The organism is Amycolatopsis mongoliensis (genome assembly GCF_030285665.1).
In the GTDB taxonomy this organism is placed as follows: domain Bacteria; phylum Actinomycetota; class Actinomycetes; order Mycobacteriales; family Pseudonocardiaceae; genus Amycolatopsis; species Amycolatopsis mongoliensis.
Genome location: NZ_CP127295.1, coordinates 4,846,421 through 4,859,314, shown reverse-complemented (window position 1 = coordinate 4,859,314; position 12,894 = coordinate 4,846,421). Strand labels below are relative to the sequence as shown.

The window sequence follows — 12,894 nt, the reverse complement described above, 5'->3', positions numbered from 1 at the left end:
AGTCCGCGCGGTCGCGCCACTGTGACCCCCACCCCGGGGGAAGCCAGACCCGGACCGTCGTGACCGACCCCGATGAGGCCGCGAAAGCCCGAGGAGGCCACGCACATGTCCCACACGGCAGCTCCCGCCGTTCCGCTCCCGATCCGCATCCCGATCCGTGAGATCGTGCCGTGGGCGGTGTTCGTGGTGCTCCTCGCCCTGATCGCGCTGTACTTCGTGAGCGCCGAACAGGGCGCGACCGCGGTGTTCGCGAACATGTACGTCCACGAGTTCGTGCACGACGGCCGGCACCTGCTGGCCTTCCCCTGCCACTGAGCGGCGGCACGACCTCCCATGATGAAGACCCTGCTGGTCCGCGGCATGCTCGCGGGCCTGATCGCCGGCGTGCTCGCGTTCGGGTTCGCCTACGCCTTCGGCGAGCCGTCGGTGAACACCGCCATCGGGCTCGAAGAGTCCGGCGGCCACGCCCATTCCCACGACCCGGGCGCCACCCCCGCGCCGGCCGAGCAACCCGAAGAGGAGCTCGTCCCGCGGGACATCCAGAGCACCGTCGGGCTGCTCACCGGCGTCGTGGTCTACGGCGTCGCGCTCGGCGGCCTGCTCTCGCTCGCCTTCGCGTTCGCCCAGGGCCGCCTCGGCAATCTCCGCCCCCGGGTGACGGCGCTGCTGCTCACCGGCGGCGCGTTCGCCGTGGTGTTCCTCGTCCCCTTCCTGAAGTACCCGGCCAACCCGCCGGCCGTGGGCCAGCCGGGCACGATCGGCTCGCGCACCGAGCTGTACTTCGGGTTCGTCGCGGTGTCCCTGCTGGTGGGCATCCTGGCGACGGTGTCCGGCCGCAAGCTCGCGGACCGCTTCGGCGCGGGGAACGGCTTCCTCCTGGCCGCGGCGGGCTACCTCGTCGTGATCGGCGTGGTGGCCTGGCTGATGCCGGTGGTCGACGAGGTTCCCGCGGAGTTCCCGGCCTCGACGCTGTGGAGCTTCCGCACCGCCTCGATCGGCACCCAGGTGACGCTGTGGCTGGCGCTGGGCCTGGCGTTCGGTGCCCTCGCGGAGAAGTCGCTGGCCAAGAAGGCCGCGGTCGCCGCCGGATCGTGATCTTGGGACCGGCGCCGGTCCCTGAGGATTCCCCCGCCGGGTCGGGGGAATCCGGAGGGGGACCTTTGTTCGACGAAACGCGCTCGACGCTGTCCAGCCACAGCCAGACGACGGTCCGCGGGCCCGTCGAGTCCCCCGGGACCGACGGGTTCGCGATCGCGTCACTGCTGTGCGGCCTGCCCGGCCTGGTCCCGTTGAGCGCGCTGTTCGGCATCCTCGCGCTGGTCCGGATCAGCCGGAGCAAGGAGAGCGGACGCGGGCTCGCGATCGCCGGGCTGGTGCTCAGCGTGGTCTGGCTGGGCGTCGGGCTCACGACCGTGGTGCCGAAGCTCCTCACGCACGCGGCGTCCGGTCCGGACTACATCCACACCATGGCGGCCGGCGACTGCCTGAACTCGGGCGCCGACGGCGAGTACGTCACCCGGGTGTCCTGCGACCAGCCGCACGACGAGCAGGTCGTCAAGCGGGTCGACGTGAGCAGCGGCTACGAGACCTACCCGGGTGTCGCGGCGCTGCGCGATCCGGCCCTGCTCGCGTGCGAAGCCGCGGCGGTGGCGTACTTCACCGAAGGAACCCCGCCGCCCAGCCTGAAGTTCATGGCGCACCTGCCGACCGAGGATTCCTGGGCCGACGGTGTCCGCGAGGCGACCTGCACCTTCCGGCAGGTGAGCGGGCAGCTCACCGCGTTCGTCCGGCCCTGAGCGTCAGGGCGCGCCGGGCGGGACGAACGGGAGGTCCTTCGGCGCCCCCAGGTCCAGCAGCGTGCGCAGGGCCGCCGTGTCCAAGTGCTCGTCGATCGCGTCGGCCAGCTTTTCCAGCATCTCCTCGCGCAGGTCGGCGAAGCCGGGCGCGCCCGCCGCCGGGGTCCACCCGACCCCGGCCTGGGCTGCTGCCTCCGTGAGCCACGCGCGGCGGAAGGCGTCGTTCTCGAAGGCGCCGTGCCACATCGTGCCCCAGACCGCGCCCTGGCGTACTCCGTCCAAAAAGGACTCCGATGCCGACGGCACGGTGACCGAGCCGTGGTGGATCTCGTACGCGCCGACGGGGTTGCCCCGCCAGGTCCCCGACGGGCGGGCGAGCACCTTCTCTTCGGCGAACGTGACCCGCGCGGGCAGCAGGCCGAGGCCCGGCGCCTCGCCCGCACCGGACTCCACGTCGTCCACGATGGACTCGGCGAGCATCTGGTAGCCGCCGCAGATGCCGAGCACCGGCCGGCCCGCCGCGGCGCGGGCGGCCAGCGCCGTGTCGAGGCCGCGGTCGCGCAGCCAGGCCAGGTCGTCCACGGTGGCGCGCGACCCGGGCAGCACCACGACGTCCGCCGCCGCGACGGTGTCGGGGTCGGCCGTGAGCGTCACCGTGACGCCGGGTTCGGCGGCGAGCGCGTCGACGTCGGTGGCGTTGGACGCGCGCGGGAAGCGCACGACGGCCACCCGCAGCCCCCGGCCGTGGGCCTCGCGGCGCCAGCCCGCGGCGGCGAGGGCGTCCTCGGAGTCGATCCAGACGCGGTCGAGCCACGGGAGCACGCCCAGCACCGGCCGGCCGGTCACCGTCTCGAGGCTGTCGAGGCCGGGCCGCAGCAGGCCGACGTCGCCGCGGAACTTGTTGACGACCCAGCCCGCGACGAGCGCCTGGTCCTCGGCCGAGAGCAGCGCGAGGGTGCCGAACATGGCGGCCAGGACGCCACCGCGGTCGATGTCGCCGACGACGAGCACGGGCAGCCCGAACCGCCGTGCGAGGCCCATGTTGACGTAGTCGCCGCCGCGCAGGTTGATCTCGGCGGGACTGCCGGCGCCTTCGCAGACGACGACGTCGTAGCGTTCGCCGAGGTCCTGAAAGGCGTGGAAGGCGATCTCGGCGAGCCCGGCGCGGCCGGTGGCGTACTCCCCGGCTTCGAGGGTGCCGAAGGGCTTCCCGAGCGCGACGACGTGGCTGCGCCGGTCGCTGCCCGGCTTGAGCAGGACGGGGTTCATGGCGGCCTCGGGCTCGACCCGGGCCGCCCGCGCCTGCAGCCACTGGGCGCGTCCGATCTCGGCGCCGTCGGCGCAGACCATCGAGTTGTTGGACATGTTCTGCGCCTTGAACGGCGCGACGCGGACGCCCCGGCGGGCGAGCCACCGGCAGATCCCGGCGGTGACGAGGCTCTTGCCGGCGTCGGACGTCGTCCCGGCGACGAGGAGGCCGCTCATCGGGCCGCCGCCGTCGCGGCCACCACCGCGGCCAGCCCGACCAGGCGGGACAACCGCACCGCCCGCCGCAGGTCGACCGGCTCCGGATCGCGCCCCTCCCCGAGCCGGGCGCGGCTCTCCACTTCCCCGCCGTAGCTGTTCGTCCCGCCGAGCCGGATGTCCAGTGCCCCCGCGAACGCCGCCTCGACCTGCCCCGCGTTCGGGCTCGGGTGCTGCCCGCCGTCGCGGCGCCAGACCCGCCACGCGCTTCGCGCGCGGCCTCGCGCCAGGGGCGCGCACATCGCCGTGAGCACTGCTCCGATCCTCGACGGCACAAGATTGGCCACGTCGTCGGCGCGCGCCGCGGCCCAGCCGAAGTTCCGGTACCTCGGCGACCGGTACCCGACCATCGCGTCGAGCGTGTTGAACGCGCGGTAGCCGAGCAAGCCGGGCATCCCGGCGACCGCACCCCAGAACAACGGCGCGACCACGGCGTCCGAGGTGTTCTCGGCGATCGACTCGGTCGCCGCGCGGGTCAGTTCGGCGGAGTCGAGCGTCGTCGCGTCGCGCGCGCAGAGGTGCGAGAGCCGCTGACGCGCCGAAGGCACTTCGCCCGCTTCGAGCAGGCGGGCCATTTCGGCTCCTTCGGCGGCGAGGCCGCGTCCGCCGAGCACTACCCACGTACACACGGCCGTGAGGGAGAAGCGTGCGAAGGGGCGTCGCCGCGTCGCCGTCTGAAGCGCGACGCCGAGACCGACAGCACTGAAGGTGCACAACCCCGCGAAGGCGGCTCCGCGCGGCTTCGAGTCCGCCCACAGGACGCGTTCGAGACGCGCGGCCGCCGAACCGAAGATCGCGACCGGGTGCCCCCGTCGAGGGTCACCGAACAGGGTGTCGGCGGCATATCCGGTAACGAGTCCGGCAGCGGTTGTCCCTAGACGGAGTGGCACGTGGCGCACGGTAGCGCGTGCACCACAATGCCGGGTATGACTGTGCCCAACGCCGCCTCCGCGGGAAAGAACACGTCGGCGGGGCTGACCACCCGGCTCGCCGGGTACCTCGAGAACCTTGCGAAAGCGCTCCGCCGGTACGGCCGCGACGAAAGCAAGGTGCTGGTCCTCGGTGGCGTCCGCTCGGGGAAGTCGCGGCACGCCGAGCGGCTCGTCGCCCGCCACCCGCACCTCGTCTACGTCGCGCCCGGCCTTCCCGCGGGTGACGACGACCCCGAATGGGCCGCGCGGGTGGCCGCGCACCAGGCGCGGCGGCCGTCGCACTGGAAGACCGTCGAGACCACGGACCTGGCCGGCACCCTCCGCAAGGCGACCGAGCCGCTGCTGATCGACTGCCTCGGCACCTGGCTGTCCCGCGTGCTGGACGACGTCGGCGCGTGGCGGCAGAAGCCGGGCTGGGAACACCGGCTGGACGACCGGCTCGAGGACTTCCTGGCCGCGTGGGCCGCGGCGCGCGTGCCGGTGGTCGCGGTCAGCAACGAGGTCGGCAGCGGTGTGGTGCCCGCAACGTCGTCCGGACGGCTGTTCCGTGATGTGCTGGGCGCACTCAACAACCGGGTGTCCGCCGACGCCGACCGGGTCGTGCTGGTCGTCGCGGGCCGGGCGCTCGACCTGTAACCAGGAGGCGCCCGTGTTCGACGTACCCGTGCCCGACCCCGCCGCCCGCGCCGCAGCGCTCGAGCGGCTCGACGGCCTGGTCAAGCCGCTCGGCGCGCTCGGCAGGCTGGAGGAGATCGCCGCCTGGCTGGCGGCGGCGCACGGCAGCGTGCCGCCCCGCCCGCTGGACGACGTCCGGGTGGTCGTCTTCGCGGGCGACCACGGCGTGTCGGCGCTTTCGGCGTACCCGCGCGAGGTGACCGCGGCGATGGTGCGGGTGTTCCTGGCCGGCAAGAGCGGCGTGAACGTCCTGGCGGCGCAGGTCGGCGCGAAGGTCCGGGTGGCCGACCTGGGCGTCGACTGGGACGGCGCGGACCTGCCGGCGTCGGTCACGGCGCACAAGATCCGCCGCGGGTCGGGCTCGATCGACGTCGAGGACGCTTTGGAGCCGGGCGAGGCACAGGCGGCGTTCGAAGCGGGCCGCGCGATCGCCCGCGAGGAAGGCGACGCCGACGTGCTGATCCCGGGCGACATGGGGATCGGCAACACGGCGATGTGCGCGGCGCTGGTGGCGGCCTCGCTGGGCCTGCCGGCCGCCGAGGTGGTCGGCACGGGCACGGGTGTCGACCCAGCCGGACTGGAGCGCAAGACGGCGGCGGTCGCGGCGGCTCTGGCGCGGGCTTCGGGCCGGGTGGAGGACCCGTTCTCGCGCTTGACGGCGCTGGGCAGCGCGTGTGTGGCGGCGACGGCGGGGTTCCTGGTCGAGGCGGCGTTGCTGAGGATCCCGGTGCTGCTGGACGGGGTGTTCTCGGGGGCGGCGGCCCTGGTCGCGCGCGACATCGCGCCGGGGGCGGAGCGGTGGTGGCTGGCCGGGCACCGCTCGACGGAGCCGTCGCAGGCGTTCGCGTTGAAGGCACTGGGGTTGGAGCCGATCTTGGACTTCGGGTTGCGGCTCGGCGAAGGGAGCGGGGCGGTCCAGGCGGTCCCGACGCTCCGGGCGGCGCGGGCGATCATCGCGGACATGGGTCTGCTGGCGGACCTCGCGTGAGCGGAGGTCCCGAGCGCCCCAATGTGGCGTTGGGTGCGTGGGACGCACCCAATGTGGCGTTCGGTGCGTCCCACGCACCCAATGTGGCGTTCGGTGCGTCCCACGCACCCAATGTGGCCTTCGGTGCGCCCCACGCACCGAAGGCCGCCTTGGGGCGCTCGTGAGCCGCTGGGCCGATTCCGTGCGGATGGCCGTCGGGACCCTCACCACCGTTCCCGTCCCGGCGCCCCGTGTCATCGACCGCCGGGTCGCCGGGGGCGCCATGGTGCTCGCTCCCCTCGCCGCCCTCCCGCTCGCCGCGGCGGCCGGGCTCGTCGTCGCCGCCGGGGATGCGCTCGACCTCCCGAAGATCGCCATCGCCGCCCTTGCGCTCGGGGCCGTCGCCCTCGGGAGCCGGGGCCTGCACCTCGACGGGCTCGCCGACACCGCCGACGGCCTCGGTGCCTCCTACGACCGCGCCAAAGCCCTCGACGTCATGCGCCGCGGGGACTCCGGGCCCACCGGGGTCGCCACCCTCGTCTTCGTCCTGCTCGTCCAGGTCGGCGCGCTCGCCCAAGCCGCGCACCCGGTCGCCGCGGTCGTCGCGAGCGTGCTCGTCGGACGCTGCACGCTCTCGATGTCCTGCGCGCGCGGGGTGCCGTCCGCGCGGCCCGAGGGACTCGGCGCCACCGTGGCCGGCTCGGTCCCGAGAACCGCCGCCGCCGCGATCGCCGTCGCCGCCGCCGGACTCGCCACGCTGATCCCCGGGCTGCCCTGGTGGCGGGGCCCGCTCGCCGTGGCGATCGCCTACGTCGTGGCCGCGGCTCTCCTGGCCAGGTCCACCAAGCGCCTCGGCGGCGTCACCGGCGACGTCCTCGGCGCCGGGGTCGAGGTCGCCGTCGCCGCCGCCCTGCTCACCCTCGCGTAAAACGTCGTACCCCACGCCTAGGGTCGACGACGTGAACCGGACCGACCGTCTCTACGCCCTCGTCGAAGAACTCCGAGCCGTCGCGCCGCGGCCCCGCAGCGCGCGCTGGCTCGCGAACCGGTTCGAAGTCAGCACCCGCACCGTCGAGCGGGACATCAGCGCGCTGCAGCAGTCGGGCACCCCGATCTACGCCGAGCCCGGCCGCACCGGCGGGTACTGCCTCGACAAGGCGCGCACCCTGCCGCCGGTGAACCTGACGCCGGGCGAGGCCGTCGCGATGGCCCTGGCGCTCAAACGGCTCGCGGGCACGCCGTTCCGCGCCGAAGCGGGCTCGGCGCTGCGCAAGCTCGTCGCCGCGATGCAGCAGGAAGACGCCGCCGCGGCCGAAGACCTGGCCACCCGCGTCCACTTCCTCGACGACGCGGGCGACCTGCCCCCGATCCCCCGCGTGCTCGCCGATGCGCTCGGCGCCCGCCGCGTCCTGCGCATCGGCTACGGCGACCGCCAAGGCGCCGAGACACGGCGGGAGATCGAGCCGCTGGGCTACGTCGGCAAGCCGGACCACTGGTACCTGGTGGCCTGGTGCCGGCTGCGCGAAGGGATCCGGGCCTTCCGCATCGACCGGATCACCTCGGTCTCGGTCACCGCCGAGGTGCCCCCGCCCCGCCCGCTGCGGCGCGAGGACCTCGACATCCCGTACGGCGTCGTCGAACAGCTCACTTTGGCGGAGTGAACACCGAGAAGTGGTTGCCCGCCGGGTCCAGCACGTGCGCGAACGTCACGCCGACCGGGTTGACGGCCGGTGGGCGCTGCACCTTCCCGCCGGCCTCCTCGACCCGGCGGCACGCGGCTTCGACGTCCTCGACGAGCACGGTGAACACCGCGTAGTCGGGCATTTCGCCCTTGGTCGAAAAGAGCCCGCCGCGCGAACCGCCGGTCTCGATGACCCGGTAGGCCGCGTCGGTGCTGGCCGACTCGTCCTGCGCGACGGTCCAGCCGAAGACGTCGCCGTAGAACCGTTCGGCGGCCGCCGGGTCGGCGGCACCGATCTCGAACCAGGCGACGTCGTTGAATCGGGGCATGTCGGTCCTTTCGCTGCCACGCCGGGCGGTTCCCGGCGGCGACACCCACTCTCGGCGGTGCCGGCGACAGCCCCCTGTCGGTGTTTACGAAACTTCGCGCAGCGCGGCCAGGAACGCGTCGGTCGTCGCGCGGTCGCGGACCGCCAGGCGCAGGTGGTCCGGGCCGAGTCCCGGGAACGTGTCGCCGCGGCGCACCGCGAAACCCGCTTCGCGCAGCCGCGCGCGCACCGAAGCGCCGTCCGGAACCCGCACCAGCACGAACGGGCCGCGCGGGTCACCCAGCACCGGGACGCCCACCTCGGCCAGGCCGGACACCAGGTACTCGCGATCCGACTCCGCCGCGATCGCCAGCTTTTCCGCCTCTTCCAAAGCGGACGGACGGCAGCACGCCACCGTCGCCACCCCGGCCAGCGTGGACACCGACCACGGCACCTGCACCGCCCGCAGCCGCTCGACGACGTCCGCCGGAGCGAGCACGTACCCCGCCCGCAGCCCGGCCAGGCCCCACGTCTTCGTCAGGCTGCGGAGCACGACGACGCCGGGGGCACCGGCAGCCAGGCTTTCCCCTTCGCCCGGGACCGCGTCCAGGAACGCCTCGTCGACCACGAGCAACCGCCCGGGGCGCGCCAGGGAAAGCAGCGAAGCCGCCGGGTGCAGCACCGACGTCGGGTTCGTCGGGTTGCCCACGAACACCAGGTCGGCGTCGAGCGGGACCAGCGACGGGTCCAGCACGAAACCGTCCGCTTCGGACAGGAGCACGCGCGTGACGGCGTGTCCCGCCGCCCGCAGGGCCGCCTCCGGCTCGGTGAACTGCGGGTGCACGACCACCGCGTGCCGCGGCCGGAGAGCCGAGGCCAGCAGCGTGAACGCCTCCGCCGCACCCGCGGTGACCAGGACTTCCGACGGGGGACGGCCGTGGCGCGCGGCCACCGCACATTCGGCGTCCACAGTGGACGGATAGGCGGCCAGGGAGTCCAGCGCGGACGCCAGCACCTGCCGCAGCCACGCGGGCGGCCGCGGCAGCCGGACGTTCACGGCGAGGTCGACCAGCCCCGGCCCGACCTCGCGGTCGCCGTGGTGGTGCAGGTCGTAGTCAGGCACGGGCCCGGACCCGCGCCGCGAACCGCTGGGCCAGCTCGGGATACCCGGCCCAGTGGACGTGCAGGTAGGACGCGTGCAGCGTCGGCGACGCGAAGCCGTCCAGCTGCCGGTCCCAGCCCCACGCCGCCGTCACGCCGTGCGACGGCGTGACCTCGGTGCGGTGGAACTCGTGCCCGGTGACGCGCTGCCCCGCCGTCGCCAGGACGTTGTCCTCGACGGCGACCGCGCGCCGGTAGCCGAGCTTGCCGCGGGCGGTCATCTTCGCGTCCGCGGGCACCGCGCCGACCATCGGCACGCCGTCCAGCGACTGGCACAGGTACAGCAGGCCCGCGCATTCCGCGCTCACCGGCATCCCGCGTTCGATCGCCGAAGCGACTTCGAGACGCAACGCGGTGTTGGCCGACAGCTCCGCCGCGTGCACCTCCGGGAAGCCGCCGCCGAAGTAAAGGCCGGCGCACCCGTCCGGCAGGGCCTTGTCCCGCAGGGGGTCGATGTCGACCACGTCGACCCCGCAGGCGGCCAGCAGCTCGATGTTCTCGGTGTAGCGGAAGGTGAACGCGGGACCTCCGGCGGCCGCGACCGTCACGCGTGGACCGTCCACACCGGACGGTTCCCACGGTGGCGCGGAAAGCGAAGACGCCGCCGAAGCGATCCGGACGATCGCCTCGAGGTCGACGCCGTCCCGCACCCACGCGGCCAGCGAGGGCAGCACGCGCTCGGCTTCCGCGGACCGTTCCGCCGCGGGCACCAGACCGAGGTGCCGGCTCGGCGCGTGGATCTCTTCGTTGCGGTACAACGCCCCCAGCAGCGGGACGCCGGTGGCCTCCAGCGCGGCCGCGATCTCGTCGAGGTGCCGCTGCGAGCCCAGCTTGTTGAGGATGACCCCGGCCAGCCGCACCCGCGTGTCGTAGGAAGCGAACCCGAGCACGGTCGCCGCGACACTGCGCGACGCCGCCGACGCGTCCACCACCAGCACCACCGGCGCGTCCAGGAGCCGGGCGACGTGCGCGGTCGAGGCATAGCCCTCGGTGCCGAGCGCGCCGTCGAACAGGCCCATCACGCCCTCGATGACGGCGATGTCCGCCCCGGCGGAACCGTGGCGCAGCAAGGGGATCAGCCGCTCTTCGCCCTGCAGGAACGGGTCCAGGTTGCGCGCGGGGCGTCCGGTCGCCAGCGCGTGGTAGCTCGGGTCGATGAAGTCGGGCCCGACCTTGTGCCCGGACACGCGGTGCCCGGCCTCGCGCAGCGCCGCCATCAGCCCGGCGGCGATCGTGGTCTTGCCGTGCCCGGAGCCGGGGGCGGCGACGACCACGCGCGCTACCACTCGATCCCCCGCTGGCCCTTCTGGCCGGCGTCCATCGGGTGCTTGACCTTGGTCATTTCGGCGACCAGGTCGGCGGCCTCGACCAGCTCCGGCGGCGCGTACCGGCCGGTGATGACGACGTGCTGGTGCCCCGGGCGCGAGACCAAAGTGGACACGACGTCGCCGACCTCGAGCCAGCCCCACTTGAGCAGGTAGGAGAACTCGTCGAGGACGTAGAAGTCGTGCGTCCCGGCGGCGAGCCGGCGCTTGATCTCCGCCCAGCCTTCACGGGCGTTCGCGGCGTGGTCCTCCTCGGTGCCGGACTTGCGCGCCCAGCTCCAGCCCTCGCCCATCTTGTGCCACTCGACCGGCCCGCCCTGACCGGTGTCGTCGTGCAGCTTGCCCAGCGCGCGGAACGCGGCTTCCTCGCCGACGCGCCACTTCGCCGACTTGACGAACTGGAACACGCCGATCGACCAGCCCTGGTTCCAGGCGCGCAGCGCCATCCCGAACGCGGCGGTCGACTTGCCCTTCATCTCGCCGGTGTGCACGGCGAGCAGCGGCCGGTTGCGGCGCTGGCGCGTGGTCAGCCCGTCGGCCGGGACGGCTTCCGGTTTCCCCTGCGGCATCAGGCGGCCCTTCCGGTGCGCGAGCGGACGGCGTCGGCGAGGGATCCGGCGGCGACCTCGGCCAGCGGCACGTGCTCGGCACCCAGGTGGGTGGCGAGATCGGCGGCCAGGCCGAGGCGCATCCTGCCGCTCTCGCAGTCCATGACGACGGAGGTCACCCCGCCCAGGAGCCCGGCCGCGGCCTGGGCGCGCGCGACGGCGTCGGGGCCGCTGGTGGCGCGGCCGTCGGTGACGACGACCAGCAGCGGACGGCGCCGCGGGTCGCGGATCTCCTCGACGCGCAGCACGCGCGCGGCCTCCAGGAGGCCTTCCGCGAGGGGTGTCCGGCCGCCGGTCGGCAGGCCTTCGAGGCGGGACGCGGCTGCGTCGACGCTGATCGTCGGCGGCAGCGCGAGCTCGGCGGCGGTGCCGCGGAACGTGACGAGCCCGACCTTGTCGCGGCGCTGGTAGGCGTCGAGCAGCAGCGACAGCACTGCGGACTTGACCTCGCGCATCCGCGCCTTCGCGCCCATCGAGCCGGACGCGTCGACGCAGAAGAGCACGAGGTTGCCTTCACGGCCTTCGCGCAGCGCGAAGCGGAGATCCTGGCGGCGCAGCTTCAGGCCGGCGCCGTCGCGGCCGCGGGCCTTCTGGTGCGGCGCGGCGGCTTTCACGGTGGCGACCAGGTGCGGCCGCCCGTCCCGGACGCTCGGGGGCTGGACGCCGATGGTGCGGCCGCTGTCGGTGATCGCGCGCGACCGGCGTCCCCGCTCGCCTTCGCCCGTGCCCTGGACGCGGAACACGCGGGCCTTGAACGTCTCGCCGGCGCCGACGGTCTTCTGCTGCCCGCCGTTCCGCTGCTGCGGCTGACCCTGCGGCGCGTCCCCCTGCGGGACTTCCTGCGGCGCTTCCCCGGGCGTCGAACCCGAGCCGGGACCGTCGTCTTCGGGGCCCGGCTCCGGGGGCTGGGCGTCCTGAAGGGCCTGCTCCAGCTGCTCTTCCGAGATGCCGGGGGCGTCGAACGGGTTCCGGCGGCGCCGGTGCGGCAGCGCGAGCCGCGCGGCGACGCGGACGTCGTCGGTGGTCACCTCGTCGCGGCCGGCCCAGGCCGCGTGCGCGACCGCGGTCCGCGCGGTGACGATGTCCGCGCGCATGCCGTCGACCTCGAAGGACGCGCAGACTTCGGCGATCCGGCGCAGCGCGTCGTCGGGCAGCTTGACGGCGGGCAGCAGCCGTTGCGCCGCTTCGATGTCCGCGGCGAGCTGCGCATCCTCGGCCGCGTACTCCGCCGCGAAGCCGTCCGGGTCCGCCTCGTAGGCGAGGCGGCGCCGGACGACCTCGACGCGCTGCTCCGGGTCGCGGCTGGAAGCGACTTCGACGGTCAGGCCGAACCGGTCGAGCAGCTGCGGCCGCAGCTCGCCTTCCTCCGGGTTCATGGTGCCGATCAGCACGAACCGGGCCGCGTGCGACACCGAGACGCCCTCGCGCTCCACGGTCGCGCGGCCCATCGCGGCGGCGTCGAGCAGGGTGTCGACGAGGTGGTCGTGGAGCAGGTTGACCTCGTCGACGTAGAGCAGCCCGCGGTGCGCGGCGGCCAGCAGGCCCGGCTGGTAGTCCGTGACGCCTTCGCCCAGCGCGCGTTCCAGGTTCAGCGAGCCGACGACGCGGTCCTCGGCCGCGCCGACCGGCAGCTCGACGAGCTTCGCCGGGCGCCGGTGAGCGCGCGCGTCCGGGGGGTGCGGGCCGTCGGGGCAGACCGGGTCGGGAGCCGCGGGATCGCAGGAGAACCGGCAGCCGCCCACCACGTCGACGCCCGGCAGCAGGCCCGCGAGCGCGCGCACCATGGTCGACTTCGCCGTACCCTTCTCGCCGCGCACCAGCACCCCGCCGACCGCGGGGGAGATCGAGGAGAGGACCAGCGCCAGGCGCAGGTCCGGCAGCCCGACGACGGCGGTGAACGGGTACGGCTTCAACAGCA

At 74.2% G+C, this 12,894-nt stretch carries 14 protein-coding genes; 7 read left to right on the top strand and 7 right to left on the bottom strand.

Annotated elements, in window-relative coordinates; translation table 11 throughout:
- The first annotated feature begins 105 nt into the window (after nucleotides 1-105).
- The 3 genes from QRX60_RS23770 to QRX60_RS23760 all read left to right on the top strand — a co-directional run bounded on the left by QRX60_RS23770 (nucleotide 106) and on the right by QRX60_RS23760 (nucleotide 1,796).
- Complete coding sequence (locus tag QRX60_RS23770; protein WP_286002977.1) at nucleotides 106-315, top strand: CbtB domain-containing protein; 210 nt, start codon at nucleotides 106-108, stop codon at nucleotides 313-315.
- 18 nt (nucleotides 316-333) lie between these two features.
- The gene (locus QRX60_RS23765) at nucleotides 334-1,095 is read left to right on the top strand and encodes a CbtA family protein (RefSeq protein WP_286002976.1); all 762 of its coding nucleotides are present in this window, start codon (nucleotides 334-336) and stop codon (nucleotides 1,093-1,095) included.
- Between the two features lie 65 nt (nucleotides 1,096-1,160).
- The gene (locus QRX60_RS23760; RefSeq protein WP_286002975.1) at nucleotides 1,161-1,796 is read left to right on the top strand and encodes a DUF4190 domain-containing protein; all 636 of its coding nucleotides are present in this window, start codon (nucleotides 1,161-1,163) and stop codon (nucleotides 1,794-1,796) included.
- A gap of 3 nt (nucleotides 1,797-1,799) precedes the next feature.
- Here QRX60_RS23760 and QRX60_RS23755 read toward each other — a convergent pair whose 3' ends face one another.
- Complete coding sequence (locus QRX60_RS23755; protein WP_286002974.1) at nucleotides 1,800-3,281, bottom strand: cobyric acid synthase; 1,482 nt, start codon at nucleotides 3,279-3,281, stop codon at nucleotides 1,800-1,802.
- The gene (locus tag QRX60_RS23750) at nucleotides 3,278-4,210 is read right to left on the bottom strand and encodes a cobalamin biosynthesis protein (protein ID WP_286002973.1); all 933 of its coding nucleotides are present in this window, start codon (nucleotides 4,208-4,210) and stop codon (nucleotides 3,278-3,280) included. The genes QRX60_RS23755 and QRX60_RS23750 overlap by 4 nt, the downstream gene beginning before the upstream one ends.
- A 36-nt stretch (nucleotides 4,211-4,246) precedes the next feature.
- On the opposite strand from QRX60_RS23750, the gene QRX60_RS23745 reads away from it, so the two are divergent.
- The 4 genes from QRX60_RS23745 (at nucleotide 4,247) to QRX60_RS23730 (ending at nucleotide 7,555) form a co-directional block, all read left to right on the top strand.
- A complete protein-coding gene (locus tag QRX60_RS23745) occupies nucleotides 4,247-4,888 on the top strand; it encodes a bifunctional adenosylcobinamide kinase/adenosylcobinamide-phosphate guanylyltransferase (protein ID WP_286002972.1) in 642 nt (213 codons plus the stop codon).
- A gap of 13 nt (nucleotides 4,889-4,901) precedes the next feature.
- Complete coding sequence (gene cobT, locus QRX60_RS23740; RefSeq protein WP_286002971.1) at nucleotides 4,902-5,915, top strand: nicotinate-nucleotide--dimethylbenzimidazole phosphoribosyltransferase; 1,014 nt, start codon at nucleotides 4,902-4,904, stop codon at nucleotides 5,913-5,915.
- Nucleotides 5,916-6,102: 187 nt separating this feature from the next.
- Complete coding sequence (locus tag QRX60_RS23735) at nucleotides 6,103-6,822, top strand: adenosylcobinamide-GDP ribazoletransferase (protein ID WP_286002970.1); 720 nt, start codon at nucleotides 6,103-6,105, stop codon at nucleotides 6,820-6,822.
- Nucleotides 6,823-6,853: 31 nt separating this feature from the next.
- Nucleotides 6,854-7,555: a helix-turn-helix transcriptional regulator gene (locus tag QRX60_RS23730; protein ID WP_286002969.1), complete on the top strand. Its 702-nt coding sequence runs from the start codon at nucleotides 6,854-6,856 to the stop codon at nucleotides 7,553-7,555.
- Here QRX60_RS23730 and QRX60_RS23725 read toward each other — a convergent pair.
- From QRX60_RS23725 to QRX60_RS23705, 5 genes are all read right to left on the bottom strand, one after another.
- A complete protein-coding gene (locus tag QRX60_RS23725) occupies nucleotides 7,539-7,904 on the bottom strand; it encodes a VOC family protein (RefSeq protein WP_286002968.1) in 366 nt (121 codons plus the stop codon). The genes QRX60_RS23730 and QRX60_RS23725 overlap by 17 nt on opposite strands.
- A gap of 84 nt (nucleotides 7,905-7,988) precedes the next feature.
- Complete coding sequence (cobC, locus tag QRX60_RS23720) at nucleotides 7,989-9,005, bottom strand: Rv2231c family pyridoxal phosphate-dependent protein CobC (RefSeq protein ID WP_286002967.1); 1,017 nt, start codon at nucleotides 9,003-9,005, stop codon at nucleotides 7,989-7,991.
- Entirely contained in the window at nucleotides 8,998-10,329 is a 1,332-nt protein-coding gene (locus QRX60_RS23715; protein WP_286002966.1) for a cobyrinate a,c-diamide synthase, read from the bottom strand. Before QRX60_RS23715 ends, cobC begins: the two co-directional genes overlap by 8 nt.
- Nucleotides 10,323-10,937, bottom strand: a complete 615-nt coding sequence (gene cobO / locus QRX60_RS23710; RefSeq protein WP_286002965.1) for a cob(I)yrinic acid a,c-diamide adenosyltransferase — start codon at nucleotides 10,935-10,937, stop codon at nucleotides 10,323-10,325. The genes QRX60_RS23715 and cobO overlap by 7 nt, the downstream gene beginning before the upstream one ends.
- The gene (locus tag QRX60_RS23705; protein ID WP_286002964.1) at nucleotides 10,937-12,889 is read right to left on the bottom strand and encodes a putative cobaltochelatase; all 1,953 of its coding nucleotides are present in this window, start codon (nucleotides 12,887-12,889) and stop codon (nucleotides 10,937-10,939) included. The genes cobO and QRX60_RS23705 overlap by 1 nt, the downstream gene beginning before the upstream one ends.
- Between the last annotated feature and the right edge of the window lie 5 nt (nucleotides 12,890-12,894).

Coding starts and splice junctions, on each gene's coding strand:
- QRX60_RS23770 (WP_286002977.1), top strand. CDS start 106: ATGTCCCACACGGCAGCTCCCGCCGTTCCGCTCCCGATCCGCATCCCG.
- QRX60_RS23765 (WP_286002976.1), top strand. CDS start 334: ATGATGAAGACCCTGCTGGTCCGCGGCATGCTCGCGGGCCTGATCGCC.
- QRX60_RS23755 (WP_286002974.1), bottom strand. CDS start 3,281: ATGAGCGGCCTCCTCGTCGCCGGGACGACGTCCGACGCCGGCAAGAGC.
- QRX60_RS23745 (WP_286002972.1), top strand. CDS start 4,247: ATGACTGTGCCCAACGCCGCCTCCGCGGGAAAGAACACGTCGGCGGGG.
- QRX60_RS23735 (WP_286002970.1), top strand. CDS start 6,103: ATGGCCGTCGGGACCCTCACCACCGTTCCCGTCCCGGCGCCCCGTGTC.
- QRX60_RS23725 (WP_286002968.1), bottom strand. CDS start 7,904: ATGCCCCGATTCAACGACGTCGCCTGGTTCGAGATCGGTGCCGCCGAC.
- cobO (WP_286002965.1), bottom strand. CDS start 10,937: ATGCCGCAGGGGAAACCGGAAGCCGTCCCGGCCGACGGGCTGACCACG.